The organism is Tsuneonella sp. HG222 (assembly GCF_053819185.1).
Genome location: NZ_JBSOQZ010000001.1, coordinates 704067 through 729570, shown reverse-complemented (window position 1 = coordinate 729570; position 25504 = coordinate 704067). Strand labels below are relative to the sequence as shown.

General features: G+C 69.0%; 24 protein-coding genes and 1 tRNA gene. 14 read left to right on the top strand and 11 right to left on the bottom strand.

From position 1 onward, the window contains the following. Positions 1-100: 100 nt before the first annotated feature. Positions 101-499, bottom strand: a complete 399-nt coding sequence (locus tag ACWPMZ_RS03630) for a hypothetical protein (protein WP_455702645.1) — start codon at positions 497-499, stop codon at positions 101-103. Between the two features lie 89 nt (positions 500-588). Between ACWPMZ_RS03630 and ACWPMZ_RS03625 the strand changes: the two genes are divergently transcribed. From ACWPMZ_RS03625 to ACWPMZ_RS03615, 3 genes are all read left to right on the top strand, one after another. Then, positions 589-852, top strand: coding sequence for a hypothetical protein (locus tag ACWPMZ_RS03625; RefSeq protein WP_455702644.1), 264 nt, complete (start codon positions 589-591; stop codon positions 850-852). Positions 853-1006: 154 nt separating this feature from the next. Then, positions 1007-1465 (top strand): hypothetical protein, encoded by a 459-nt coding sequence (locus ACWPMZ_RS03620; protein WP_455702643.1) that lies wholly within the window; start codon positions 1007-1009, stop codon positions 1463-1465. Further along, complete coding sequence (locus tag ACWPMZ_RS03615; protein WP_455702642.1) at positions 1462-1773, top strand: transcriptional regulator; 312 nt, start codon at positions 1462-1464, stop codon at positions 1771-1773. The genes ACWPMZ_RS03620 and ACWPMZ_RS03615 overlap by 4 nt, the downstream gene beginning before the upstream one ends. 3 nt (positions 1774-1776) lie before the next feature. Here the strand turns inward: ACWPMZ_RS03615 and ACWPMZ_RS03610 are convergent, their stop codons facing one another. After that, positions 1777-3609 carry a DUF885 domain-containing protein gene (locus tag ACWPMZ_RS03610; RefSeq protein WP_455702641.1) on the bottom strand — a complete coding sequence of 611 codons (1833 nt, stop codon included), beginning with the start codon at positions 3607-3609 and terminating at the stop codon, positions 1777-1779. Between the two features lie 86 nt (positions 3610-3695). Continuing rightward, positions 3696-4283: a DUF2585 family protein gene (locus ACWPMZ_RS03605; RefSeq protein WP_455702640.1), complete on the bottom strand. Its 588-nt coding sequence runs from the start codon at positions 4281-4283 to the stop codon at positions 3696-3698. A 61-nt stretch (positions 4284-4344) separates the two neighbouring features. Here ACWPMZ_RS03605 and crtY point away from each other — a divergent pair, with 61 nt between their 5' ends. The 6 genes from crtY (at position 4345) to ACWPMZ_RS03575 (ending at position 12475) form a co-directional block, all read left to right on the top strand. After that, positions 4345-5526, top strand: coding sequence for a lycopene beta-cyclase CrtY (crtY, locus tag ACWPMZ_RS03600; protein ID WP_455702639.1), 1182 nt, complete (start codon positions 4345-4347; stop codon positions 5524-5526). Further along, on the top strand, positions 5523-7016 hold the full coding sequence (locus tag ACWPMZ_RS03595) for a phytoene desaturase (protein WP_455702638.1): 1494 nt from the start codon (positions 5523-5525) through the stop codon (positions 7014-7016). Before crtY ends, ACWPMZ_RS03595 begins: the two co-directional genes overlap by 4 nt. Then, positions 7013-7594: an LOG family protein gene (locus ACWPMZ_RS03590; protein WP_455702637.1), complete on the top strand. Its 582-nt coding sequence runs from the start codon at positions 7013-7015 to the stop codon at positions 7592-7594. The genes ACWPMZ_RS03595 and ACWPMZ_RS03590 overlap by 4 nt, the downstream gene beginning before the upstream one ends. A 71-nt stretch (positions 7595-7665) precedes the next feature. Further along, positions 7666-8676 (top strand): phytoene/squalene synthase family protein, encoded by a 1011-nt coding sequence (locus tag ACWPMZ_RS03585; RefSeq protein WP_455704158.1) that lies wholly within the window; start codon positions 7666-7668, stop codon positions 8674-8676. 32 nt (positions 8677-8708) lie between these two features. Then, complete coding sequence (locus ACWPMZ_RS03580; RefSeq protein WP_455702636.1) at positions 8709-10583, top strand: acetyl/propionyl/methylcrotonyl-CoA carboxylase subunit alpha; 1875 nt, start codon at positions 8709-8711, stop codon at positions 10581-10583. A 275-nt stretch (positions 10584-10858) separates the two neighbouring features. Beyond that, positions 10859-12475 carry an MFS transporter gene (locus ACWPMZ_RS03575; protein ID WP_455702635.1) on the top strand — a complete coding sequence of 539 codons (1617 nt, stop codon included), beginning with the start codon at positions 10859-10861 and terminating at the stop codon, positions 12473-12475. Here ACWPMZ_RS03575 and ACWPMZ_RS03570 read toward each other — a convergent pair. Beyond that, positions 12472-13941, bottom strand: coding sequence for a glycerol-3-phosphate dehydrogenase (locus ACWPMZ_RS03570; protein ID WP_455702634.1), 1470 nt, complete (start codon positions 13939-13941; stop codon positions 12472-12474). The two genes, ACWPMZ_RS03575 and ACWPMZ_RS03570, sit on opposite strands and share 4 nt — an antisense overlap. Beyond that, the gene (locus ACWPMZ_RS03565; protein ID WP_455702633.1) at positions 13938-15194 is read right to left on the bottom strand and encodes a multidrug effflux MFS transporter; all 1257 of its coding nucleotides are present in this window, start codon (positions 15192-15194) and stop codon (positions 13938-13940) included. The genes ACWPMZ_RS03570 and ACWPMZ_RS03565 overlap by 4 nt, the downstream gene beginning before the upstream one ends. Positions 15195-15277: 83 nt before the next feature. On the opposite strand from ACWPMZ_RS03565, the gene dinB reads away from it, so the two are divergent. Next, on the top strand, positions 15278-16399 hold the full coding sequence (gene dinB / locus ACWPMZ_RS03560; RefSeq protein WP_455702632.1) for a DNA polymerase IV: 1122 nt from the start codon (positions 15278-15280) through the stop codon (positions 16397-16399). Here the strand turns inward: dinB and ACWPMZ_RS03555 are convergent. From ACWPMZ_RS03555 to ACWPMZ_RS03540, 4 genes are all read right to left on the bottom strand, one after another. Continuing rightward, complete coding sequence (locus tag ACWPMZ_RS03555; protein ID WP_455702631.1) at positions 16396-16875, bottom strand: NUDIX hydrolase; 480 nt, start codon at positions 16873-16875, stop codon at positions 16396-16398. The genes dinB and ACWPMZ_RS03555 overlap by 4 nt on opposite strands. Continuing rightward, on the bottom strand, positions 16863-17486 hold the full coding sequence (locus ACWPMZ_RS03550; RefSeq protein WP_455702630.1) for a 6-phosphogluconolactonase: 624 nt from the start codon (positions 17484-17486) through the stop codon (positions 16863-16865). Before ACWPMZ_RS03550 ends, ACWPMZ_RS03555 begins: the two co-directional genes overlap by 13 nt. A gap of 4 nt (positions 17487-17490) precedes the next feature. After that, on the bottom strand, positions 17491-18054 hold the full coding sequence (locus tag ACWPMZ_RS03545; RefSeq protein WP_455702629.1) for a TMEM165/GDT1 family protein: 564 nt from the start codon (positions 18052-18054) through the stop codon (positions 17491-17493). Positions 18055-18094: 40 nt separating this feature from the next. Then, a tRNA-Gly gene (locus ACWPMZ_RS03540) sits at positions 18095-18168 on the bottom strand. Positions 18169-18292: 124 nt separating this feature from the next. Between ACWPMZ_RS03540 and ACWPMZ_RS03535 the strand changes: the two genes are divergently transcribed. The 4 genes from ACWPMZ_RS03535 (at position 18293) to ACWPMZ_RS03520 (ending at position 23155) form a co-directional block, all read left to right on the top strand. Further along, complete coding sequence (locus ACWPMZ_RS03535) at positions 18293-19495, top strand: acyl-CoA dehydrogenase (RefSeq protein WP_455702628.1); 1203 nt, start codon at positions 18293-18295, stop codon at positions 19493-19495. Between the two features lie 11 nt (positions 19496-19506). Beyond that, entirely contained in the window at positions 19507-21696 is a 2190-nt protein-coding gene (locus ACWPMZ_RS03530; protein ID WP_455702627.1) for a dehydrogenase E1 component subunit alpha/beta, read from the top strand. Next, positions 21693-22703, top strand: coding sequence for an ACP S-malonyltransferase (locus tag ACWPMZ_RS03525; protein WP_455702626.1), 1011 nt, complete (start codon positions 21693-21695; stop codon positions 22701-22703). Before ACWPMZ_RS03530 ends, ACWPMZ_RS03525 begins: the two co-directional genes overlap by 4 nt. A gap of 137 nt (positions 22704-22840) precedes the next feature. Then, on the top strand, positions 22841-23155 hold the full coding sequence (locus ACWPMZ_RS03520) for an energy transducer TonB (protein ID WP_455702625.1): 315 nt from the start codon (positions 22841-22843) through the stop codon (positions 23153-23155). Between the two features lie 119 nt (positions 23156-23274). Here ACWPMZ_RS03520 and ACWPMZ_RS03515 read toward each other — a convergent pair whose 3' ends face one another. Together ACWPMZ_RS03515 and ACWPMZ_RS03510 are read right to left on the bottom strand one after the other, a co-directional pair. Further along, positions 23275-23691, bottom strand: coding sequence for a MerR family transcriptional regulator (locus tag ACWPMZ_RS03515; RefSeq protein WP_455702624.1), 417 nt, complete (start codon positions 23689-23691; stop codon positions 23275-23277). Then, positions 23688-25415, bottom strand: coding sequence for a long-chain-fatty-acid--CoA ligase (locus ACWPMZ_RS03510; protein WP_455702623.1), 1728 nt, complete (start codon positions 25413-25415; stop codon positions 23688-23690). Before ACWPMZ_RS03510 ends, ACWPMZ_RS03515 begins: the two co-directional genes overlap by 4 nt. Between the last annotated feature and the right edge of the window lie 89 nt (positions 25416-25504).

The window sequence follows — 25504 nt, the reverse complement described above, 5'->3', positions numbered from 1 at the left end:
GCCACGGCGCGGACGCGCGCGGATCGCTCGACCAACCGCAGACACGCTCCGACCGGCAACGGGGTCTGTTCGGCCCTTCGCGGAGCAGGCCCTCAGTCGATCAGAGGCGCAAGAGCGCAACCGCGATGGCCGCCACGCCGAACAGCGCTGCGAATCCGGCCCAGAAGGCGTTGGCGCGCCCCATCAATCCCCTCGCCAGCCGCAGGAAGCGGTCGCCGGCGGCCAGGATCAGCAGCCCCTCGGCCGCGCAAAGGCCGCCGATGGCGCTGACGGCCACGGCCAGCCAGTCGGCGGGATTCCATGGCGTGACGAGGTATATCGCGGCCCCCAGCACCACGCAGAACATGCCTGTCAGGTAACGCAACGCGGGGCTGCGCTCGAAATCCTTGAGCATGGTCACCCAGCTTCCCGGCGAGCGGAACTCGCCCACCGCGGCGGCGAGCGAATAAAGGCCGAGAAACAGGGCGATCCAGGCCGGGATTTGCGTCGTCTCGGCCATTGCGGCCTCCTCTCGTGCCCGAATGTATGCTGCCCGGCCGGACCTGTCCAATCCGGGAACCGGAAGCGCGCTTGAGACTTTTGCGCTCCATGACGGACGCACAGGCCAGCGAAGCGCGCGAACGGCGCGAAATGCGCAAGAGCCTGCGGTGGGTGTCACGCCTCCTGCGCGGCTTCGCCATCGTCCTGATCCTGATTGGCACCGCCGGGCTGCTGCTCGGTTCGGAGGATGACTGGTCCGCTGGCCCCTCGTGGTTCTCGCTGATCGTGGGCGCGGTGCTGTTCTTCGCCAGTGTGGTGCAGCGCGTGCGGAGCGACCGCAGGAGCCGCAAGGCTGGCCTTCCGCAAGGCTGATCTGTCTAGTCGGCCAGAGCGGCCTACCTCTTCTCCTGAAACAACGATGTCCGGCTCCTCGCGTAACATAACTTTCCTGCGTGGAAAGTTATGACTTGCCGAATCGGAAACTCAAGCCTAGTCACTTTCCAACTTGGAAAGCGAGAACTGAGATATGACCGATGCCCAGCCCACAGCCTCCGAAGCCGCGGCCGCCCTGGCCGCAGCCAGCGCAACGCGCGCGAGCCTGGCTCATTTGACCGATTGCCCGCCCTGGCGCCATGCCGCCTTCGGGCTGGTCATGGGCCTGCTGGTCACCGGGATAGGACTGCCGCAGCCGTGGCAGGTCGCGACCATGGTCGTCAGCATGGCGGGCGTGATCTGGCTCAAGAAATGGGACGAGCGACGCTACGGCGTGTTCGTCAACGGATATCGCCGGGGCAAGACCCTGCCACTCACAGTGGCGCTAACCGCCGCGCTGCTGGCGCTGATCGTCATCCAGGTGCGGCTTCGCGCGGCCGGCGCGCCGCTGCCCACGGCTTTCGCGATCGGCTGCGCGGCGTTCCTGGTCGCCACCAGCGCGAGCGTGCTGTGGAGCCGGATCTTCCGCCGCGAGATGGAACGCGCCGCGTGAGCCCGGTCGCCCTAGATCCCCATCTCCACGCGCCCGCGCGGCTGCAGATCGCGACAGTGCTGGCGAATGTCGACAGCGCGGAATTCGCCCGCCTGCGCGCCATCGCGGACGTCAGCGATTCGGTGCTGTCCAAGCACCTTTCGGCGCTGGTGGACGCCGGATACATCTCCTTGCGCAAGAGCCCGCTCGACGGCCGCTCGCGCACCTGGGTCAGCTTCACCCGCGCCGGGCGCAAGGCGTTTGCCGCGCACATGGCAGCGCTGCAGGAACTGGTCGCCAGCGCCGAACGGGCGATCGCCGCGCAATAGGCCTCAGCCCCTGGTGGCGGCGATCCAGTCGTCGATCTTACGCTCCAGCACCGGCATCGGCAGCGGGCCGGTGCCCAGCACCTGGGCGTGGAATTCGCGGATGTCGAACCGGTCGCCCAGCTCGGCCTCGGCCTTGGCGCGCAGCCGCTGGATGGTCATCGAACCGACCTTGTAGGCCAGCGCCTGGCCGGGCATCGCGATGTAGCGTTCCACCTCGGCGCGGATGTCCTCCAGGCCCAGCGCCGAGTTGTCGGTCATGTACTGGATTGCCTGTTCGCGGGTCCAGCCCTTGGCGTGCAGCCCCGGGTCCACCACCAGCCGCATGGCGCGAAGCATCTCGTCGTTCAGCGTACCGAAGCGGCTGGCCGGGTCGTCGTAGAGGCCCATCTCGTAGCCGAGCGTCTCGGCATAGAGACCCCAGCCTTCGCTAAAGGCGGTGTTGCCGCCGAAGCGCAGGAAGTTGGGCAGCGCCTCGTTCTCCATTGCCAGGCTGCTCTCGAAATGGTGCCCCGGTGCGCCCTCGTGCAGGTAGAGCGTGATCTCGTTGGGGGTGGTGCGCGCCGGCAGGTCGTAGGTGTTGTAGTAGAACACGCCGGGGCGCGAGCCATCGGGCGTGCCGGCGCTGTAGGAGCCTTCGGCCGCATACTTCTCGCGAAACGCCTCGACCGGCCGCACCTCGAGCCGCGATCGGGGCACCTTCGAGAAATACTGCGGAATCTTCTCGGCCACGCGCGCGGCGATCGCGTTGTAAGCGTCGATCTTCTCCTGCACCGTCGCGCGCTTGAAGCGGGGATCGGTGCGCAGCCAGGCGAAGTATTCCTTCATCGTGCCCTCGAAGCCGAGTTCCTTGCGGGTCTCGTCCATCGCGGCGAGGATGCGGGCGACTTCCTTCAACCCGGTCTGGTGCACCTCCTCCGGATCGACCGGCAGCGTGGTGTAGCGTTCGGCCAGATAGCGATAGAGCCCGTCGCCGCCCTTCATCGCCCGCAGGCCTACTTCCTGCCGCGCCGCGGGCAGGTACTCGGCCTTCAGGAAGCCGTTGAGCCGGCGATAGGCGTCCATGATCCGGCCGGTGGCGGCGCGGTATTCTGCGGTCAGCCGGGCGCGGTCCGCCGCGCCGACCGCATCGGGGAACTTGCCGACCGGCCCCATGAACGGCGATTCCTCGACCGGCCGCGCGGTCTGCTCGTCGAGCTGCTCGATCGTCCGTTCGATCGTCATGCGGCTCTCGACCACCCCGCTCGCCATGCCCTGTCGCATCAGGCCGATCGAGCGGTCCACCCAGGCGATGTATTCGGCGTGGCGCTTCAGGTTGCTCTCGTAGTCGGCCAGCGTCTCGAACGGCGCACCGCCCTCGCCGCTGGCGAAGCTGGGATAATAGACCTGCCAGGTGTTGTAGTGGTTGATCGGCCGCACGTGCGTGAGCGGCAGGATCGCCGGGCTCAGCGCCTTGAGCGTATCGCGCTCGCCCCACAGGAACGTGTCGTAGGCGATGCGGTCGGTTTCCGAGAGCGAGGCGCGGTCGATCGCCTCGACCGCGGCGATGTTGGCCTGTGCCTGGCGGCGCGCCGCATCGTTCCAGGCGTCGGTCCCGTAGTCGCCGAAATGCTCGGCATAGCGCCGGTCGCCGCGCGCCAGGGCGTCGGTCGGATTGAGCTTCAGGTTCGCTTCGTCGGCAGCGGCGAAGATGGCGAACAGCAGAGCGTGGGGCGTTTGCGCCGGTACCGTGGGGGGCACCAGCGCGGGCGCGGCGGCCTGCTCCGTGGCAGGGACGGTGGCGCAGCCCGCCAGCGGCAGGGCGCCCGCCAGCAGCAGGGCGGCAAAGGAACGAAGCAAGGATGTTCTCCGGCGACCGGGTGGGGACCCGTGTGGGCTAGACCGCCGGCAAAGCGGTTTCAAGCGTTACCGCTCAACCCCCAAGATCAGCCTCCCGCCTGCCACTGGCGGATCGCCTCGACCGGCCAGAGCAGCATGACGACGTTGAGCGTCAGGTTGTCGCGAATGATCCACAGCGTCAGGAGCTCGAGGAACAGCGCCAGCGCCACGCTCGACCAGGCGGGCAGGCGGCTGGCGGCAAGGAAGCCGATCGTCATCCAGCCGATGTCGCTGACCGAGTTGAGCACGCTGTCGCCCGAATAGCCAAAGCTGGCGGTGACGGCGCGGTAACGGTCGATCACCATCGGCGTGTTCTCCAGCACCTCCCAGGCCGCCTCCACGACGACCGCGATCGGCAGCGCCCAGCGCGCCGGGCGCCCGCCAAACAGCTTCCATCTGCGCCACAGCAACCAGGCGACGAAGTACATGATCAGCCCGTGGGTGAAGTGGCTCGGCGCATACCAGTCGGTCACGTGCTGGCTGTTCTCGCTCGACTGCACCACCCCGTGCCACAGCTTGACCGTGCCGCATTCGCAGATCGGGTTGCGCCCCATCGCCAACAGGATCGCCGCCGCCGCCAGCGCGACGACCAGCGCGGCGAACGCGGCACGGCGATGAGGGAGGAGGCTGTTCACCCGGAGACTTGTGCGCGAGCGCCCATTGCCAAGCAATCCCCATCGGCTAAGGCACCAGCCGATGACCGGGCGCGCGTGTGACATTGCCATCGTGGGCGGGGGGTTGGCCGGGGGCCTGATCGCCCTGGCGCTGCGGCGCGCACGGCCCGAGATCGCGGTCCGCCTGATCGAGACCGGCGAGGCCTTGGGCGGCAACCATCGCTGGTCGTGGTTCGCCAGCGATCTCGATGCCGAGGGCGAATGGCTGATGCGCCCGTTCCGCGTGACGCGGTGGGACGACGGCTACGACGTCGGCTTCCCGCGCCAGGCCCGCCACCTTGCAACGCCCTACCGCTCGCTCGCCAGCGAAGACTTCGCCGCCGCGCTCGCGCGCGAACTGGCACCCGGCACGATCATGACCGGCACGCCCGCCGCCGCGCTCGACGCGCACGGCGTCACCCTGGCGGGCGGCGAGCGGATCGGCGCGCGCGTGGTGATCGACTGCCGCGCCTTCGTGCCGACCATCCACCTTGCCGGCGGCTGGCAGGTCTTCCTCGGCCGCCACATGCGCACCGCGAAGCCCCATGGGATCGAGCGCCCGGTGATCATGGACGCCACGGTCGACCAGATCGGCGGCTATCGTTTCGTCTACGTCCTCCCGCTCGGCGTGGACGAGCTGTTCGTCGAGGACACCTACTACCAGGACACGCCGGTGCTCGACCGCAGCGCGCTGTCGCGGCGGATCGACGGATACTGCGAGCGGCACGGCTGGACCGGCGAGCTGTTGAGCGCCGAGACCGGCGTGCTGCCCGTCGTCACCGGGGGCGACTTCGCCGCCTGGCAGAACGAGCTGCGCATCCCCGGTGTCGCCCGCGCGGGGGCCCACGCCGGGTTCTTCCACCCGCTGACCAGCTACACCCTGCCCTTTGCGGTCGAGACCGCCACCGCCATCGCCCGCGACGTAGACCTGCCGGGCGATCAGTTGACCGCGATGCTCGAGGCGCGCGCGCGGCAGACCTGGAAGCGCACCAAGTTCTATCGCCGGCTCGGCTCGATGCTGTTCGGCGCGGCGAGCGACCAGCGCCGCTGGCAGATCTTCGCCCGGTTTTACCGCCTCAACCAGGGCCTGATCGAGCGGTTCTACGCCGCCCGGTCGACCCGCGCCGACCGTATCCGCATCCTGTGCGGCAAGCCGCCGGTGCCGATCGGGCGCGCCGTGGCCGCGCTCACATCCTCCCGCCCCAGATTGAAAGAAGCTGCATGAGCCCCGAGGGCAGACGCGCCTGCGTGATCGGTAGCGGATTCGGCGGGCTGGCACTCGCCATCCGGCTGCAGTCCGCCGGTGTCCAGACGACCGTGGTCGAAGCGCGCGACAAGCCGGGCGGGCGTGCCTACTTCTGGCAGCGCGACGGGTTCACCTTCGACGCCGGCCCGACCGTGGTGACCGACCCGGCCTGTCTAGAGGAGCTCTGGGCGCTGAGTGGCCACGACATCCGCGACGATGTCGAGCTGATGCCGGTCATGCCGTTCTACCGCCTGATGTGGCCCGACGGCGCGCAGTTCGACTATTCGAACGACGACCGCCAGCTGCGCAACGAGATCGCCAAGCTCGATCCCGCCGACATCGCCGGGTACGAGGCGTTCCTGAAGTATTCCGCCGCCGTCTACGAGGAAGGCTACGTCAAGCTCGGCACGGTGCCGTTCCTCGACTTCAAGTCGATGATCAAGGCGGCCCCCGCGCTGGCGAAGCACCAGGCCTGGCGCAGCGTCTATTCGATCGTCTCGAAGTACATCCGCAACGAGCACCTGCGCGAGGCGCTGAGCTTCCACACCCTGCTCGTCGGCGGCAACCCGATGACCACCAGCAGCATCTACGCGCTGATCCACAAGCTGGAGCGCGACGGCGGCGTATGGTGGGCGCGCGGCGGCACGAACCGGCTGATCGCCGGGATGGTGCGCCATTTCGAGCGGCTGGGCGGCAAGATCCGGCTGGGCGACCCGGTGCAGAACGTCCACACGATCGGCACCCGCGCGGTCGAGGTGATCGCCGCCAGCGGCTGGCGCGAGCCGTTCGACGCGGTCGCCAGCAACGCCGACATCGTCCACTCCTATCGCGACCTGCTGGGCAACAGCCATCGCGGCAAGACGCAGGGGCGCAAGATGGCGGCCAAGCGCTTCAGCCCCAGCCTGTTCGTCGTGCATTTCGGAATCGAGGGCGCCTGGCCCGGCATCCCGCACCACACGATCCTGTTCGGCCCGCGTTACGACGGGCTGCTGAAGGACATCTACGACCGCGGCGTGCTGCCGGCCGATTTCTCGATCTACCTGCACCACCCCACGGTGACCGATCCCAGCATGGCGCCCCCCGGCATGAGCACGTTCTACGCGCTGGTCCCGGTGGCGCACATGGGCAAGCTGGCGGTGGACTGGGAGCAGGTCGGGCCCGAGCTCGAGAAGCGGATCCTGGACGAGCTCGGCCGCCGCCTGATCCCCGATATCCATGAGCGGATCGTGACCAAGTTCCACTATGCGCCGACCGACTTCGCGCACGACCTGCATGCGCACCTGGGCAGCGCCTTCAGCCTCGAGCCGATCCTGACCCAGTCGGCCTGGTTCCGCGGGCACAACCGCGACGACGTGATCGAGAACTTCTATCTGGTCGGCGCGGGAACCCATCCGGGCGCCGGGATTCCCGGTGTAGTCGGCAGCGCGAAAGCGACCGCCGGCCTGATGCTGGAGGATCTCGCAAAGTGAATGCCCTGGCCGTCTATTGCGGCTCCGCCACGCCGGCCGATCCGCGTTACGTCGAGCTGGCGCGCGACGTCGGGCGGACGCTGGCCGGGCGCGGCATCGCGGTCGTCTACGGGGGCGGCAGGCTGGGGCTGATGGGCGCGGTGGCCTCGGGAGCGCTGGGCGCGGGCGGCAAGGTCGTCGGCGTGATCCCCGAGGCGCTGGTCGGCGGGGAAGTCGCCAACACCGACTGCACGGAGCTGCACGTCGTGCGCAATATGCACGAGCGCAAGCAGGCCTTCACCGACCTGTCCGACGGGTTCCTGACCATTCCGGGCGGTGTCGGCACGATGGACGAGCTGTGGGAAGCGGTGAGCTGGGCGCAGCTCGGCTATCACACCAAGCCCGTCGGGCTGCTCAACAGCTTCGGCTTCTACGACGGGCTGCTGGAATTCAACCGCCACATGGCCGAGGTCGGCTTCGTCCGCCCCGCGCACCAGGGCATCATCATCGCCGACGAGGAGCTCGATCCGCTGTTGGCGAAAATGGCGGATTATCAGCCGCACACCCCGATCTTCGCGATGAAGGCGAGCGACCTTTGAACCGCCCGCGCATCCTGCGCTTCGGCCCGCGCCGGCTCGTTCCCTCGGCGATCCTCAGGAGCAGCCCGCGAATGATGGGCGGCGGGCAGGACCGCGGTTCGCTGGTCCGCCGGGCGCGCAAGTCGATCCGCAAGGGCAGCAAGAGCTTCGCGCTCGCCAGCCGCCTGTTCGACCGCCCCACGCGCGAGCGCATCTGGCTGCTCTACGCCTGGTGCCGCCGGTGCGACGACATCGTCGACGGGCAGGATCACGGCAGCAGCGGCCTCAAGCTGGACGAGGCGAGCGCGCAGCAGCGCGTGCTCGCCATCCGCATCCTCACCGAACGCTCGCTCGAAGGGCAGCCGACCGCCGAACTGGCCTTCGACGCGCTCGGCCAGGTCGCTGCCGAGGCGCGGCTGACGAAGGAGGATTGCGAAGACGTGATCCAGGGCTTCGCGCTCGACGCCGAAGGCTGGCGGCCGCGCAGCGAGGAAGACATGATGCGCTACTGCTTCCATGTCGCCGGCGCGGTGGGGGTGATGATCGGCAAGATCATGGGCGTTCCCAAGGACGATCACGACACGCTCGACCGCGCCTGCGATCTCGGCCTCGCTTTCCAGCTGGTCAACATCGCGCGCGACGTGAAGGACGACGATGCTGCGGGCCGCTGCTACATCCCGACCGAGTGGCAGGTGGAAGCGGACCTCCCGCCCGGCGGCCGGATGCGCCCCGAGTTCCGCCCGCAACTGGTCGAACTCGTCGGCCGCCTGCTCGCCATGGCCGACCAGCACGAGGCGGCGGCGCGCTACGGCGCCAATGCGCTCGCCTTCCGCCAACGCTGGGCCGTGCTGGCCGCGGCGCGAATCTACGGCGCGATCGGCCGCAAGGTGCGCGAACGCGGCGAGCGGGCGTGGGACCGCCGGGTCCGCGTTGGCCTGTTCGCCAAGCTGGGGCACGTCGTCGGCGCCCTGTTCGAAGCCCTGCGCGATGCGCCCGCCCCCGAAGCCTGGCCGAAGCACACCCGCGGAAGCCTGATGATGGCCGCCCGCATGGCCGGCCCGATCGCCCCGATCCCGATGACCCCGCTGCCGGATGAGGCTTGAGCCTTGGCGGCGCGCGGCCTAACCGGTTTCGCATGATACGAAAGCTGCTCATAGCCAATCGCGGCGAGATCGCCTGCCGGGTGATCCGCACGGCGCGGCAGATGGGGATCGCCACGGTTGCGGTCTATTCCGATGCCGATGCCAAGGCGCTGCACGTGCGGCAGGCGGACGAGGCGGTCCACATCGGGCCATCGCCCGCGGCGGAAAGCTATCTCGTGGGCGAGAAGATCATCGCCGCCGCCATGGCCACCGGGGCGGACGCGATCCACCCCGGCTACGGCTTCCTGAGCGAGAACGCCGCCTTCGCCCGCGCGGTCATCGCGGCGGGGATCACCTGGGTCGGCCCGGCGCCCGAGAGCATCGAGGCGATGGGCCTGAAGGATGCCGCCAAAAAGTTGATGCGCGCCGCCGGGGTGCCGGTGACACCGGGCTACGAGGGCGAGGACCAGTCGCCCGAGCGGTTGCACAACGAGGCCGATTCAATCGGTTATCCGGTGTTGATCAAGGCCGTCGCAGGTGGCGGCGGCAAGGGAATGCGCAAGGTCGACGACCCTGCGGATTTCCTCGCCGCGCTCGATTCCTGCAAACGTGAAGCTAGGTCGAGCTTCGCCAACGAGGAGGTCCTGCTCGAGAAATGGATCACCTCGCCGCGGCATATCGAGGTGCAGGTGTTCGGCGACACGCACGGCACCGTCGTCCACCTGTTCGAGCGCGATTGCAGTCTGCAGCGGCGCCATCAGAAGGTGATCGAGGAAGCCCCCGCCCCGGGCATGGACGAGGAGACGCGCGCGGCGATCTGCGGCGCGGCAGTGCGCGCGGCCCAGGCGGTGGACTACGTCGGTGCCGGCACCATCGAGTTCATCGCCGATGCCAGCGAAGGCCTGCGCGCCGACCGCATCTTCTTCATGGAGATGAACACCCGCCTGCAGGTGGAACACCCGGTGACCGAGGAGATCACCGGCGTCGACCTGGTCGAGTGGCAGCTGCGCGTCGCAAGCGGCGAGCCGATCCCGCTCAGGCAGGACGAACTGACGATCGACGGCTGGGCAATGGAAGCGCGGCTCTATGCGGAAGACCCGGCGAAGGGGTTTCTGCCGAGTACCGGGCGGCTGGTTCGTTTCCATATCCCGGACGACGAGCGTGTCGATACCGGCGTCGAAGAGGGTGCCGCCATCTCGCCATTTTACGATCCCATGATTGCGAAAGTGATCGCTTGGGCACCGGACAGAGATCGCACCATAGCGGACCTCATGAAGGTGCTTGACGGGACGGCGATTTGGCCGGTCAAGTCGAACGCTGGTTTCTTGTACCGGTTACTCGAAGACGAGCAATTTCGCGCCGGCCAAATGACCACGGGGCTGATCGCAAGTCGCGGAACCGAGCTAATTCCCGAGATCGCGCCAACGCAGGCCATGCTGGAAACGGCGGCCCTTCATTTGCAACGCGAATACATCGGAACGAAGAATGCTGCATTGACCGGGTTTCGTCTCAACAGGGAGCCAAACAGGTCGGTGCTACTTGCGACCGACGCAGGGCCCGTCGAGGTGAGAATTCCCGACGACTGGATCGACGACGTTTGGTCCTCATCAGCAACGCCCACGACCGCTCTCGTTAGTGCCAAGGGCGTAGCTTTCGCCATTGGGCAGCATAATCCCCATGGCGAAGGCGCTGCCTCCGCCCACGACGGCGACATCCTTGCCCCCATGCCGGGCAAGGTCATCGCGGTCGACGTGGCCGAGGGGCAGCAGGTCGAGGCCGGGCAGCGGCTGCTGGTGCTCGAGGCGATGAAGATGGAACACGCGCTGACCGCGCCGTTCGCCGGGACCGTGGCCGAGCTCAAGGCCAGCGAGGGCGCGCAGGTGCAGGTCGAGGCGCTGCTCGCGCGGGTGGAGAAGGCGGCGGAGTAGTTCCTTCCCCATCGGGAAAAGCGGCCCAGCGGCAGACTGGTTTGGCATGGTCTCCCCCCGCGTGCCGGGGAGGAATTCACTTTCCTACAGGCCTCGATTCGTGGCTTACGCTGGTGGATGAAACCCGTCCTTCCACTCAACCGCGCCGGCGATCGGGTCTGCCCGCTCGGCACCGCGTTCAAGTGTATACTTAGTGTCACCTTTCGCCTTCGCAGCGCGGCATTGAACATCGCGGGCCGCTGCGGCAGTGTCGCGCCGAGAGGGGATATCGCCGCATGACCGAAGCCGCCGGGGGAACGCTGCGCCAATCGCACCGCAAGGTCATCCTCGCATCGTCGCTCGGCACGGTGTTCGAGTGGTACGACTTCTACCTCTACGGCCTGCTCGCCACGATCATCTCGGCGCAGTTCTTTTCCGGCGTCAACGAGACGACCGCCTTCATCCTCGCGCTCGGCGCCTTCGCGGCCGGGTTTGCGGTGCGCCCCTTTGGCGCGCTCGTGTTCGGGCGGATCGGTGACCTGGTGGGCCGCAAGTACACCTTCCTGGTGACGATGGGCCTGATGGGCGCGGCGACCTTCGCGGTCGGCCTGCTGCCGAGCTATGCGAGCATCGGCGTCGCGGCGCCCATCCTGCTGGTGGCGCTGCGGCTGCTGCAGGGCCTGGCGCTGGGCGGCGAATACGGCGGCGCGGCGACCTACGTGGCCGAGCATGCGCCCGAAGGAAAGCGCGGCTTCTATACCTCGTTCATCCAGACCACCGCCACGCTGGGCCTGTTCGCCGCGCTGCTTGTCGTCATCGGGTTGAGGACGTGGATGGGCGAGGACGCCTTCGCCGCCTGGGGCTGGCGCGTGCCGTTCCTGCTCTCGGCGATCCTGCTGGCCGTCTCCTTGTGGATCCGCCTGCAACTGGCCGAAAGCCCGGTCTACCAGGCGATGAAGGACGAAGGCGCGACCTCCAAGGCGCCCTTGCGCGAAGCCTTCGGCAAGTGGTCCAACCTCAAGTGGGTGCTGGTGGCGCTGCTCGGTGCGGTCGCCGGGCAGGCGGTGGTCTGGTACACCGGCCAGTTCTACGCGCTGTTCTATCTCGAGCGGATCCTCAAGGTCGACGGCGCAACCGCCAACGTGCTTGTCGCCATCGCGCTCGCCATTGGCACGCCGTTCTTTATCTTCTTCGGCTGGCTGAGCGACAAGGTCGGGCGCAAGCCGATCATCATGGCCGGGTGCGCGCTGGCGGCGGTCACCTATTTCCCGCTGTTCGGCGCGCTGACGACGGCCGCCAACCCGGCACTGGCCGAAGCGCAGCAGAGCGCGCCCGTGGTCGTTTCGGCCGACCCGGCGACCTGTTCGGTCCAGTTCGACCCGATCGGCAAGAGCAAGTTCGATACCTCCGGCTGCGACATCGCCAAGGCCGCCCTCGCCAAGGCCGGCATCCCCTATGCCAACGAACGGGGCGATTTCGGCGACCGCGCGCTGGTGCGGATCGGCGGCGAGGTGTTCGACCTGGCGCCCGGCGACGCGCCCGACCTGGCGGAGGAGCTGGCGGCGGCCGGCTATCCCGCTTCGGCCGATCCGGGCGCGCGCAACGACCCCCTGATCGTCGCGATCCTGACCGCGCTCGTGATCCTGGTCACCATGGTCTACGGGCCCATCGCGGCCCTGCTGGTCGAGCTGTTCCCGGCACGCATCCGCTACAGCGCGATGAGCCTGCCCTACCACATCGGCAACGGCTGGTTCGGCGGGTTCCTGCCGACCATCGCCTTCGCCATGGTGGCCGCCACGGGCAACATCTACGCCGGGCTGTGGTACCCGGTCGGCGTGGCGACGCTGACGCTGGTCGTGGGCCTGCTGTTCCTGCCGGAGACCTTCCGCCGCCGGGTGGATCACGCGGGCTAGCCGCCGAGATAATCCTGCAGCGCCGCCTGGCCGGCCGCGTCGAGGTGGAGGCCAAGCTTGGTCCGGCGCCAGAGCACGTCCTGCGCGGTCTGCGCCCATTCCTCGCGCCGCAGGTAGTCCACTTCCGCGGCGGTCAGGCCGGCGCCGAACGCACGGCTAGCCGCCGCTTCCCCGAGCCAGCGCCGCGCCCGCGTGCCGTAGGCGCGGCCGATGCGCCGGGCATCGCGCGGGGTGAGAAACGGGTAGTCGCGGCCGAGCGCGGCGATCAGCTCGCCCTGCCCCTCGCGCGGGAAATTGCCGCCGGGCAAGGGCTTGTGCGCCGTCCATGCAGGGACTTTTAGCATCGGCAGCCGCCCCGCCAGCTTGTCCACGGCTGCTTCGGCCACGTGGCGATAGCTGGTGATCTTGCCGCCATAGACGCTCAGCAGCGGCGCGCCTTCCGCCGGGTCGCTCAGCGGCAGGCGATAGCCGCGCGTCGCCGCCTCGGGCCGGCCGCTGCCGTCGTCGACCAGCGCGCGGACGCCGGCAAAGGTGAACACCACGTCGGACCGCTCGATCCGCGTGTCGATCAAGCGCCTGGTCGCCGCGATCAGGTAGTCGATCTCCGCCTCGCTCGCCGCCACATGGTCGAGCGGTCCGCTGTGATCGGCATCGGTCGTGCCGATCAGGGTGAAGTCCTCCTCCCACGGGATGGCGAACATGATCCGCGTGTCGGGCAACTGGAAGATGTAGGGCCGATCGTGCTCGAACAGCCGGGGGACCACGATGTGCGAGCCGCGCACGGGGCGGATCGTATAGCGCGGGCGCACGCCGATCAGGCGGTCGAACCGCTCCGCCGCCGGCCCTGTCGAGTTGACCAGCGCGCGGCCCGCGAACTCGCCCGCCGGGGTTACGACGTGCCACAGCCCGCCCGCGCGTCGCGCCGCGGTGACCGGCGTTCGCGTCAGCACGGTCGCGCCATGCTCGCGCGCGTCGAGCGCGTTGAGCACCACCAGCCGCGCATCGTCGACCCAGCAGTCGGAGTATTCGAGGGCGCGCATCGGCCCCGGGCGCAGCGGCGCTCCGGCCGGATCGCTCGCCAGGTCGAGCGATCGGGTGCGCGGAAAGGCGCCCCCGCCGCCCGCCAGCAGGTCGTAGAGCGCCAGACCCGCGCGCAGCATCCAGCGCGGCCGCGTGGCAGGCGTGACCGGCAGCACGAAACGCAGCGGCCAGACGATGTGCGGGGCGATGGTCCACAGCACCTCGCGCTCGCGCAGCGCCTCGCGCACCAGCGCGAACTCGCGGTATTCCAGATAGCGCAGGCCGCCGTGGACAAGCTTGGTCGATGCGCTCGAGGTGCCGCTTGCCAGGTCGCCCGCCTCGAGAAGAAGCACCCGCCCCCCGCGCCCCGCCGCATCGCGGGCGATCCCCGCGCCGTTGACCCCGCCGCCCACGACGATCAGGTCGAAGGGCGCGCCGTCGCTCACGGCAATACGGACGGCGCCCCGGGCTTGTTGAGGCGGCGGAACAGCACGCCCTTCTCGCTGTAGAGCACGAGGCACATCGCCAGCGTGGAGCAGATCAGCAGGGCGTAGGCGAAGGGCCGCGCGGTGCCGTCGTAAGCCTGGCCGATCGCCATCCCGACCAGCGCCGCGCCGAACATGCGGAAGAAGGCCTGCACGCTGCTGGCCGCCCCGGCGATGCGGGCGAAGGGCTGCATCGCGATCGAACCGAAGTTCGCCCCGAGGAAACCGAGCAAGGCAAGGTTGGTCGCCATCAGCGGCAGGAACCACCAGATGTCGCCGTCACGGTAGATCGAGGCCCAGACCTGCACCGCGCTGACCGCGATGAACACCAGCACCCCGGTGTGGCTGACCCGGCGCGCGCCGTAGCGGGTGACGATGCGCGAGTTGACCAGGTTGGAGACCGCCATCATCGCCGCGGTCCCGCCAAAGACGACGGGGAACCAGTCGCCGGTGCGGAAGTGTTCGCCGATCAACTGCTGCGCGCTGTTCACGTAGCCGAACACCGCACCGATCAGCAGCATCGTGCCCACGACGTAGCCGATGCTGGCGCGGGTCAGCAGCGCCTCTTTCATGTTGGCGGCGATCACCGGCAGGTCGATCGTCTGGGCGTTCTCCGGCCGCAGCGTCTCGGGCAGGCGGAACCAGGCCCACAGCGCGGTCACCGCGGCGAGCATGGCGAGGCTGACGAAGATCCAGCGCCACCCGGCGAACAGCAGCACGGCCTGGCCGATGCTGGGCGCGAAGACCGGCATGATGATGAACACGGCCGAGACCATGCTCATCAGCCGGGCCATCTTGTCGCCTTCGTAGCGGTCGCGGATGATCGCGGTCGGCGCGACCATCAGCCCGCCGGCGAGAACCCCCTGGAGGCCCCGCGCGATCAAGATCAGGTCGAAATCGCTCAGCATCGCGACGACCAGCGAGAGGACCACGTAGGATCCCAGCGCCAGCATCACCACCGGCTTGCGTCCGAAACGGTCGGCGAAGGCGCCGGGGAACAGCGCGCCGATGCCGTTGGCCAGGAGGTAGACCGACACGATCATCTGCCGCTCGTTCCCGGCGGCCGCGCCCATCTCGTGCGCCATGTCGTCGAGCGCCGGCAGCATGGCATCGATCGCCAGCGCGTTGAGGCTCATCAGCATGGCGATCAGCACCACCAGCTCGCGCTGGCCGATGGCGGGTTGGTCGACGGCGGAAGGCAAAGGCAAGGTCATCGGAGGCCGAGGCCCTACGCCTCCATTGCAATGCAGCATAGCCCTTTCTGCCGGATGACGAGGCGCATCCGGATGGCTAGAACATGACCATGTCGAAGGAGCCCGAGGACGATGGCGAGGCGCAGGGTCTGCGCAAGATCATCCACGTCGACATGGACGCCTTCTTCGCCAGCGTGGAGCAGCGCGACAATCCCGAACTGCGCGGCAAGCCGGTGGCGGTCGGCGGATCGAGCGGGCGCGGCGTGGTCTCGGCCGCGAGCTACGAGGCGCGCAAGTTCGGGGTGCGCAGCGCCATGCCCTCGGTCACCGCGAAGCGCCTGTGCCCCGAGCTGATCTTCTGCAAGAGCCGGTTCGACGTCTACGGCGAGGTCAGCCGGCAGATCCGGGCGATCTTCCGCTCGTTCACGCCGCACGTCGAGCCGCTGAGCCTCGACGAGGCCTATCTCGACGTGACCGAGGACCTGCGCGGAATCGGCAGCGCCACGCGGATCGCCGAGATGATCCGCGCCCAGATCCGCGCCGAAACCCAGCTCACCGCCAGCGCCGGGGTCAGCTACAACAAGTTCATCGCCAAGCTCGCCAGCGACCAGAACAAGCCCGACGGGCTGTGCGTGATCCGGCCCGGCCAGGGCGCGGCCTTCGTCGCAAGCCTGCCGGTGCGGCGCTTCCACGGGGTCGGCCCGCGCGGGGCGGAGAAGATGGCCCGGTTGGGGATCGAGACGGGCGCGGACCTGGCGGCAAAGGACATCGCCTGGCTGCGCGCGCATTTCGGCAGTTTCGCCGACTACCTCTACCGCGCAGCGCGGGGCATCGACCTGCGGCCGGTGCGGGCCAACCGCATCCGCAAGTCGATCGGCGGCGAGCGGACGTTCAACGAGGACATCTCCAGCGGCCCGGCGCTGCGCGACAAGCTGGAGGAAATCATCCAGATCGTCTGGGAGCGGGTCGACGAGAAGAAATCGCGCGGGCGCACGGTGACGCTGAAGCTCAAGTTCACCGATTTCCAGCTGATGACCCGCGCCAGATCGCTGCCGCGCCCGGTGGCCGATGCGAAGGAATTCGCGCAGATCAGCCGCGCGATCCTCGACGAGGTGCTGCCGCTGCCGATGCCCATCAGGCTGATGGGGCTGACCCTGTCGAACCTCGACGGGGAGGAGCCCGCCGGCGAGCGGCAGCCCGACACCGCGCAGCTTTCGCTGCTCTAGCGCTCCGCCGCCCCCGCCTGCTCCGCGCGCTCGATCTCGCGGCGGCTGATGTGGACGATCTCTTCCGGCAGGTCGGCCGGATCGAACCACCGCGCCACCTCGATCTCGCGCCCGTCGACCCTCGGCTCGCGCGACAGGCGGGCGGTAAAGATGTGCGAGGTGATCGGCGCGCCCTGCAGTTCGTGCCGCGCCACGCGCAGCAGCGCCAGGTCGACCAGGTCGCAGCCCAGTTCCTCGCGCATCTCGCGCCGGACGCAGTCGGCCGGGTCCTCGCGCGCGCCGCGCCCTCCGCCCGGCAGGGCCCAGCGGCGCGAGCCGTAGGTGTGCCGCACCAGCAGGACGCGGCCCCCCGCGTCGCGCGCGACCAGCGCCACGCCGTTGATCGGGCGGCGGAAGCGGCGGCGGTAGTGCGCCCGAACGCGGCTGGCGATCCGCAAGGCCAGCCGGTGGAGCGGCGGGGGGATCAGGTGAAACATGTGACCGGCTGATGCGCGGCAGCAAGCAGGCGGGCGACCGGCAGGTCGTTCTCCCCGCGCGCCGCCGCTTCGAACAGCGCACGCTTCTCGGCGCCGCGGATGACGAACAGCAGCGCGTCGCTGGCGAGCAGGGCCGGGATCGTCAGGGTGATGCGGTCGAACGGCGCCTCGGGCGGCAGGGGATCGGGCGTGATCCGCCGGACCGCCTCGCGATCGTCGGCCCGGGGGTCGGTATTCGGGAACAGCGAAGCGACATGCCCGTCGCCGCCCATGCCGAGCCAGGCGAGCGCAAAGTGCGGCACCTGCTCCATCAGGTTGAGCGAGGCGACTTCCGCCCCGGTCGGCTCGACCAGGGCGCGGATTCGGCCGGTGTTGCTGGCCGGGTGGTCCTCGGGCACCAGCCGGTCGTCGCCCGGCCAGACCGAGATGCGATCCCAGTCGAGCGGCATGGCGACAAGGTGTTGGAGGATCGGGAACGGGGTGGACCCGCCCGGCACGGTGATCGCCACCGGGGTTTCGGCGGCGGCCAGCGCGCGCGACAGGTGAACGTGGAGCCACTGCGCGATGGCCGCGTCGTCGGCGCCCTCCACGATCTCGACCGATCCCGTCATGCGTTCAGGCCACCATGCCGCGGGCCGACATGGCCGACCACATGGCGGCGATGACGAACAAGGCCGCGATGGCGAGGCGGATCGCGCCCAGCGGCAGCCTGGTCTCCCACGCGCTGCCGAGCGACCAGGCCAGCGTCAGCACCGCGCCGGTGCCGATCGCCCCGCCGATCGCCGCCAGCGCGGGCACGCCGCTCGCCACCGATAGCGCCAGGACGAGGAAGCGCGCCGCATCGGTCACCTGCCCGGCAAGCAGCACGAGCGCGGCCGCCCCGAGCGAGCGGGTCGGCTCCGCCGGCTTGCGCTTCCTCTGCGGCCAGGCGAGTTCGAGCGCCGCCATCGCCAGCGCCATGGCGACGAACATCCGCTTTCCGTTGGCGTTGAGGGTCGGTTCGATCAGCCCCCCGCCCCAGGCGGCTAGGCCCGAGGCCACGATGGCGGTGAGCCAGCAGATCAGCAGCAGCCCGAAGCTGCCGCCCAGCGCCGCGGAGAGTTGCGCCACGAGCCGCGCGCTCTTGCCGCCGGCGAGCGCCAGCCCGGAAGCGATCAGGGCGAGAAACAGCGAAGGCATCTGCCCCGCTCTTGGGGCAACGCGGGCCGGAAGGAAAGGCTGGAGCGGGTAGCGAGAATCGAACTCGCGCGTTCAGCATGGGAAGCTGACAGGCTACCATTACATCATACCCGCCTGTTGTTGTGCATTTGGCGCGGCCGCGGGATTCGGTCAAGCCGGCCCGTCGCCCGGCTGCGCAAAGTGGTCACATCCGAAACCTTCTGTTGAAGCCTGCGGCGGGGCAGCTAAAGGAATGGGCATGTCTGACGGTCACGGCCCCGCCCTCGCCCGCTTCGAGTGGTCCGATCCCTTCCTGCTGGAAGACCAGCTGAGCGAGGAAGAACGCATGCTGCGCGATGCCGCCCATGCGTTCGCGCATGGGACGCTGCAGCCGCGGGTGACCGAAGCTTACCGCGAGGAGGCGACCGATCCGGCGATCTTCCGCCTGATGGGCGAGGCTGGCCTGCTGGGCGTAACCATCCCCGAGGAATTCGGCGGCCTGGGGGCGGGATACGTGACCTACGGCCTGGTCGCGCGCGAGATCGAGCGGGTCGACTCCGGCTACCGCTCGATGATGAGCGTGCAGTCCAGCCTCGTGATGTACCCCATCCACGCCTACGGTTCGGATGCGCAGAAGGCGAAGTACCTGCCCGGCCTGGCCCGCGGCGAGCTGATCGGCTGCTTCGGCCTGACCGAGCCCGACGCCGGTTCCGACCCCGGCGGCATGCGCACCGTCGCCCGCAAAACCGCGGGCGGATACGTGCTCGACGGCAGCAAGATGTGGATTTCCAATTCGCCCATCGCCGACGTCTTCGTCGTCTGGGCGAAATCGGAAGCGCATGGCGGGGCGATCCGCGGCTTCGTGCTCGACAAGGGCACCAAGGGTCTTTCGGCGCCCAAGATCGCCGGCAAGCTTTCGCTGCGCGCCTCGATCACCGGCGAGATCGTGATGGACGGGGTCGAAGTGGGCGAGGACGCGCTGTTGCCGGGGGTCGAGGGCATGAAGGGCCCGTTCGGCTGCCTCAACCGCGCGCGCTACGGCATCGCCTGGGGCACGATGGGCGCGGCCGAGGCCTGCTGGCACGCCGCGCGGCAATACGGCCTCGACCGCAGGCAGTTCGGCAAGCCGCTCGCGGGAACCCAGCTGTTCCAGAAGAAGCTGGCCGACATGCAGACCGAGATCGCCCTGGGCCTGCAGGCCGCGCTGCGCGTCGGCCGCCTGCTCGACGAAGGCAAGGCGGCGCCCGAGATGATCAGCCTGATAAAGCGCAACAACTGCGGCAAGGCGCTCGACATCGCCCGCGCCGCGCGCGACATGCACGGGGGCAACGGCATCTCGGAGGAATTCCAGGTCATCCGCCACATGATCAACCTCGAGACGGTCAATACCTACGAGGGCACGCACGACGTCCACGCGCTGATCCTGGGCCGCGCGCAGACCGGGCTCCAGGCCTTCACCTGAGAGCGGGCGCGATGGACCGCGTCGGCATCGTCCACGACAATTTCCTGCGCCGCGTGGCGGCAGGCGACTTTCCGCAAGGGTCGGCGCCCGATGGGCCGCTGACGCCCGAACTGGCGATCTCGATCTACCGCACCGCCTGCCTCACGCGGGCGATGGACCGGGTCAGCCGGCAGATGCAGGCGGCGGGCCAGGGGTATTATTCGATCGGTCCTTCGGGCCACGAAGGCATGGCGGCCGTCGCCGCCGCGCTGCGGCCGAGCGACATGGCCTTCCTCCATTACCGTGACGCGGCGTTCCAGCTGCAGCGCGCCGAGCAGGTGCCGGGGCAAACGGCGGCATGGGACATGCTGCTGTCCTACGCCTGTTCGACCGACGACCCGATCTCTGGCGGGCGGCACAAGGTGCTCGGCAGCAAGGCGCTGAACATTCCGCCGCAGACCTCGACCATCGCGAGCCACCTGCCCAAGGCGGTCGGCGCGGCCTACGCGATCGGGCTGGCACGGCGGCAACCGCCGGAATTCAAGCAGTTGCAGGACGATTCTCTCGTCGTCTGCTCGTTCGGCGATGCCTCAGTCAATCACTCGACCGCGCAGGGCGCGTTCAACACCGCGGGGTGGACCAGCTACCAGTCGGTCCCGTTGCCGCTGCTCTTCGTGTGCGAGGACAACGGCATCGGCATTTCGACCAAAACGCCGCGCGGCTGGGTGCGGGCGGGGTTCGAGAACCGCCCGGGGATCGAGTATTTCGCCTGCGACGGGCTCGACATCTTCGAGAGCTTCCGCGTGTCGTCGGAGGCCGCGCACTACGTCCGCTCGCGGCGCAAGCCGGCATTCCTGCACATGCGCACGATCCGGCTCTACGGGCACGCGGGGGCGGACGTGGCGATGGCCTATTTGGGGCGCGAGGAGGTCGAGGCCGAGGAGGCGCATGACCCGCTGCTGCACATGGTCCGCCAGCTCGGCGAGGCGGGCATGCTGGGCGCGGATGAAGCGCTCGCAATCTACCGCGACACCGCCGAACGCGCCGCGCGCATCGCGGCGGAGGTGGTGACGCGGCCGCGCCTTTCGAACGCCGCCGAAGTCATGGCCAGTCTCGTTCCCCCGCCCCGTGAATGCGCCCCGACCAACGGCCCCTCGCCCGAACGCCGCGCCGAAGTGTTCGGCAGCGATATGGCGCTGATCGACAAGCCGCAGCCGATGGGCAAGCTGATCAACATGGCGCTGACCGACCTGATGCTGGCGCACGGCGAGGTCGTGATGATGGGCGAGGACATCGCCCGCAAGGGCGGCAACTACGGCGTGACGCAGCGCCTCTCGGCCCGCTTCGGCAATGCGCGGGTGATCGACACCCTGCTCGACGAGCAGTCGATCCTCGGGCTGGCGATCGGCATGGCGCACAACGGCTTCGTGCCGATCCCCGAGATCCAGTTCCTCGCCTACCTGCACAACGCCGAGGACCAGTTGCGCGGCGAGGCGGCGACGCTGCCGTTCTTCTCCGCTGGGCAGTTCACCAACCCGATGGTCGTGCGGATCAGCGGGCTCGGCTACCAGAAGGGCTTCGGCGGCCACTTCCACAACGACAACTCGGTCGCCGTGCTGCGCGACATCCCGGGCCTGATCCTCGCCTGCCCCTCGAACGGAGCCGACGCGGCGCGGATGCTGCGCGAATGCGTGCGCCTGGCGCGCGAGGAGCAGCGGCTGGTCGTGTTCCTCGAGCCGATCGCGCTCTACCCGATGCGCGACCTGCACGAAGCGGGCGACGGCGGTTGGCTGCGGACCTATCCCGGCCCGGCCGAGACGATCCCGCTGGGCGAGGTTGGCGTGAGCGGCGACGGCGCGGACCTCGCCATCGTGACCTTTGGCAACGGCGCTTATCTCGCGCACCAGGCGCTGCCGCTGCTCGTCGACAAGGGTGTGAACGCGCAGGTCGTCGACATCCGCTGGCTGTCCCCCCTGCCCGCCGAGGGCATCGTCGCCGCGCTGGCAGGCTGCGCGGCGGCGCTGGTCGTCGACGAGACGCGCCTTAGCGGCGGTGTGGCCGAGGCGCTGATGGCGCTGCTGGCGGAGCGGGTCGCCGTGCCCTTCGCCCGCCTGACCGCCGAGGACAGCTTCATCCCGACCGGCCCGGCCTATGCCGCGACCATGCCCTCGCGCGACGCGATCGTGGCCGCCGCGCTCGACCTGGCGGGGCGAGCGCGGTGACCACCGCCGTGGTCGTCTGCCCGGGGCGCGGGACCTACAACGCGCCCGAGCTGGGCTATCTCGCGCGCCATTTTCCCGATCCCGCGCTGATCGCCCGGTTCGACGCCGAGCGCGCTGCGGCGGGGCAGGACACGCTGACCGCGCTCGACGGCGCGGAGCGGTTTGCGCTAGCGCGCCACAGCCGGGGGGACAACGCCTCGGGCCTGATCTACGCCGCCTCGCTCGGCGATTTCCTCAGCCTCGACCGCGACGGCGTCGAGATCGTGGCCGTCACCGGCAATTCGATGGGCTGGTACACCGCGCTGGCCTGCGCCGGTGCACTCTCAGCGCAGGACGGCTTCACTCTCGCCAACACGATGGGCACGCTGATGCAGGCCGCCCTCATTGGCGGACAGACGGTCTATCCCTGGGTGGGCGAGGACTGGGTGCCCCGTCCCGAACGCAAGGCAGAGCTGCTCGCGCTGGCGGCGCAGCACGGCCTGGCCCTGTCCATCGACCTGGGCGGCCTGTTGGTGCTGGCAGGAGAGACCGCCGCGCTCGACGCCTTCGAAAAGGCGGTCCCGCCCGCGCAGGGCCGCTTCCCCATGCGGCTGGGCAACCACGCCGCGTTCCACACCGGGTTGCAGGAACCGGTCGCCGCACAGGGCCGCGCGCGCCTGCCGGCCGATCCGTTCGGCCAGCCCGGCCTGCCGCTGATCGACGGACGCGGCGCCATCTGGTGGCCGGGCGCGAGCGACCTCGCCGCGCTCCATGCCTACACCCTGGGCCATCAGGTCACGCAGACCTACGATTTCACCCGCGCGATCACCGTCGCCGCGCGCGAGTTCGCGCCCGACCTGTTCGTCGTCCTCGGCCCCGGCACCACGCTCGGCGGCGCGGTCGCCCAGTCGCTGATCGCGGCGAACTGGCGCGGCATGGGCAGCCGCAAGGACTTCAAGACGCGGCAGGCGGAAAACCCGCTGCTCATCGCGATGGGCATGCCCGAACAACGCGCGCGAGTGAGCTGAAACCCGAGCGTCGGATCGGGGATGGCGTCCGCTTCCGAGGCGGGAAGGCAAGTTGGCTGCCGGACGCCTTACGACCTCAGTCTCACAGCGCGACCGGCGACATTGTGGAGATTTCATCGCAGTGATAGCTCAAGCGGATGTCATACATCCTTGCTTTCGCACTAGCGGCAACTGCGCCGGTTCCAAAAGGGAAGGCGCCGTTCGAATACCCTCTCGCCTCGATCCGCCGCGGTGAGGAAGGCAAGGTGGATTACGAGATCGAGGTCGATGCATCCGGCCAAGCGATTGCTTGCCGGATCGTGGGTTCAAGTGGGCACGCGATGCTCGACGCCGAAGCCTGCCGCCATGTTAAGCAAATGCGATTCCAGCCAGCCCGTGACGACGAGGGGAAGCCAGTGCCTGGCGTTTTCCGGAGTTCTTGGGAATGGAAGCTAGGTTCGCGAAGGCGCTGATCGGTTGCCGGTTCCCCTGTCCGCTTCCCACCCCAATTCCGGACCGTCAGAGAAATCCGACAGCAACACCTTCCCGCCATCCCCAGCCCCCCTCTGCAACGGCGACAAGGCCTGAACCGTCAGGTCGCGCGCAGGTAGGCTTCGATATCGCGGACGATCTGGTCGAGTTCGCCCAGCGTCTCGTCGATCGCCTTCTTCTGGTGGCGCAGGTCCTGCCGCTTCTCGCGCACCGATTTCAGCAGGGCTTCCATCTGCGCGTGCTGGGTGGGATCGGCATCGTACATGTCGAGGAACTCGCCGATCTCGCGGATCGAGAAGCCCAGCCGCTTGCCGCGCAGGATCAGCCGCATCCGGCCCATGTCGCGCTTCGAGTAAATCCGCATCGTGCCGATCCGCTGCGGGCTGATCAGGCCCTTGTCCTCGTAGAAGCGCAAGGTGCGGTGCGTGATGCCGAGCTCGCGCGCCACTTCCTGGATGCCCTTGAGCTCGTCGGCCCCCTCGGCGGCGACGCTTCCCGCGCGCGGCACCTTGTTCATCGCGCGCCCTCGATCAGCGACTTTTCCTGCATCACGAGGTCCTTCTTGCTCAGCTTGCCGACCAGGGTCTTGGGCAGGGCTTCGCGCACCTCGATCCGGTCGGGCTGCTCGATCTTGTTGAGGTGCTGGGCGAGGAAGGCCCCCAGTTCGTCCACGTCGATCGAATGGCCGGGGCGCGGCGCGACGAACAGCCACGGCGCCTCGCCGCGATAGCGGTCGGGCACGCCGACGGCGATGGCCTCCCCCACCGCGGGGAATTCGTAGGCCGCATCCTCGATGATGCGCGGATAGACGTTGTAGCCGCTGCACAGGATCAGGTCCTTGATGCGGTCGACCAGGAACAGGTAGCCGTCCTCGTCCAGATAGCCCACGTCGCCGGTGCGCAGCGCGCCGTCGGCGAAGGTGGCCTCGGTCGCGTCGAGCCGGTTCCAGTAGCCCTTCATGACCTGCGGGCCGCGCGCCGACACCTCGCCGCGTTCGCCTTGCGGCAGCACCTTGGTCGGGTCCTCGAGGTCGCGGATCTCGATCGTCGTGCCCGGAAAGGCGGGCCCGCAGGAGTTGGTCTTGATCTCGCCGGCGAACAGCGGGTTGCAGGTGATGATCGGGCTCGCCTCGGTCAGGCCGTAGCCTTCGACCAGGCGCTTGCCGGTGCGCCGCTCGAACTCCTCGCGCACCTCGAGCGGCAAGGGCGCGCCGCCCGACACAAAGGCGCGAATGGCGGAAAAGTCGGGGAAGTCGGCATCGCTCAGGCCATTGAGCGCGATCCACAGCGTCGGCACCCCGAAGAACTGGGTCGGCGGCTTGCGCTTCACGCTCTTGCGGAAGGCCTTCATCTCGAACCGGGGCAGCAGGACCATCTCGCCCGCGATCTCGATCGAGTAGTTGAGCACCGTGGTCAGCGCGAAGACGTGGAACATCGGCAGCACCGCCGTGGTCCGTTCCTGCAGCGGCCGTTCGGGATAGGCGTGGATCAGCATCTGCCGCGCGTTGGCGGTCAGGTTGCCGTGCGTCAGCATCGCGCCCTTGGGCGTGCCCGTGGTGCCGCCGGTGTATTGCAGCACGGCGACGTCGTCGGGGTCGATCGCCACGGCGCCGGCCGGCTCGTCGCTCCCCAGGAGGGAGGCATAGGGGCGATAGAGCGGATCGTCGCCCAGGCGGGCGATCTGGCTGCGCTTGAACAGGCGATAGGCCAGCCCGGTGAGCCGCGGCATCGCATCGGCCAGCGGGCACAGCACGATCGCCTCGACCCCGGCGCCGGGCGCCACGCGGGCGACCTTCGCGGCAATCTCGCGCACGTCGGGCACGGCCACGAACCTTGTGCCGGAATCGCGCAGCAGGTGGTCCAGCTCCTCGCCCGAATAGAGCGGGTTGAGATTGACCACGATCGCCCCGAGCCGGAGCACGGCGAAGTAGAGCACGACGTAATAGGGCGTATTGGGCAGGCACAGGCCGAACCGGTCGCCCGCCTTGAGGCCGAGCTGTTCGAGCCCGCGCGAGGCGCGGCGAACCTCGGCATCGAGCGCGCCGTAGGTCCACTCGCGGCCGAGGAAATCGAGCGCGACGTTATCGGGATAGAGCGCGGCCGCACGGTCGAGCAGCTGCGGGATCGTGCGCGGGCGCAGCGCCAGCCGATCCTCGCCCTCGTACATCTCGCCACCCGCCGGCATCGCCGTCACCCGTACCTCCGCAAAACCCGGCCCACGGCGCCGGACGAATCGCATCATGCCGCAAAATTTGCTTGACGTATAGGTCAATTCACGCACCTATAGGGAACATCTTGACCGAACGTGGCGGACTCGATTCTCGCCGCGCC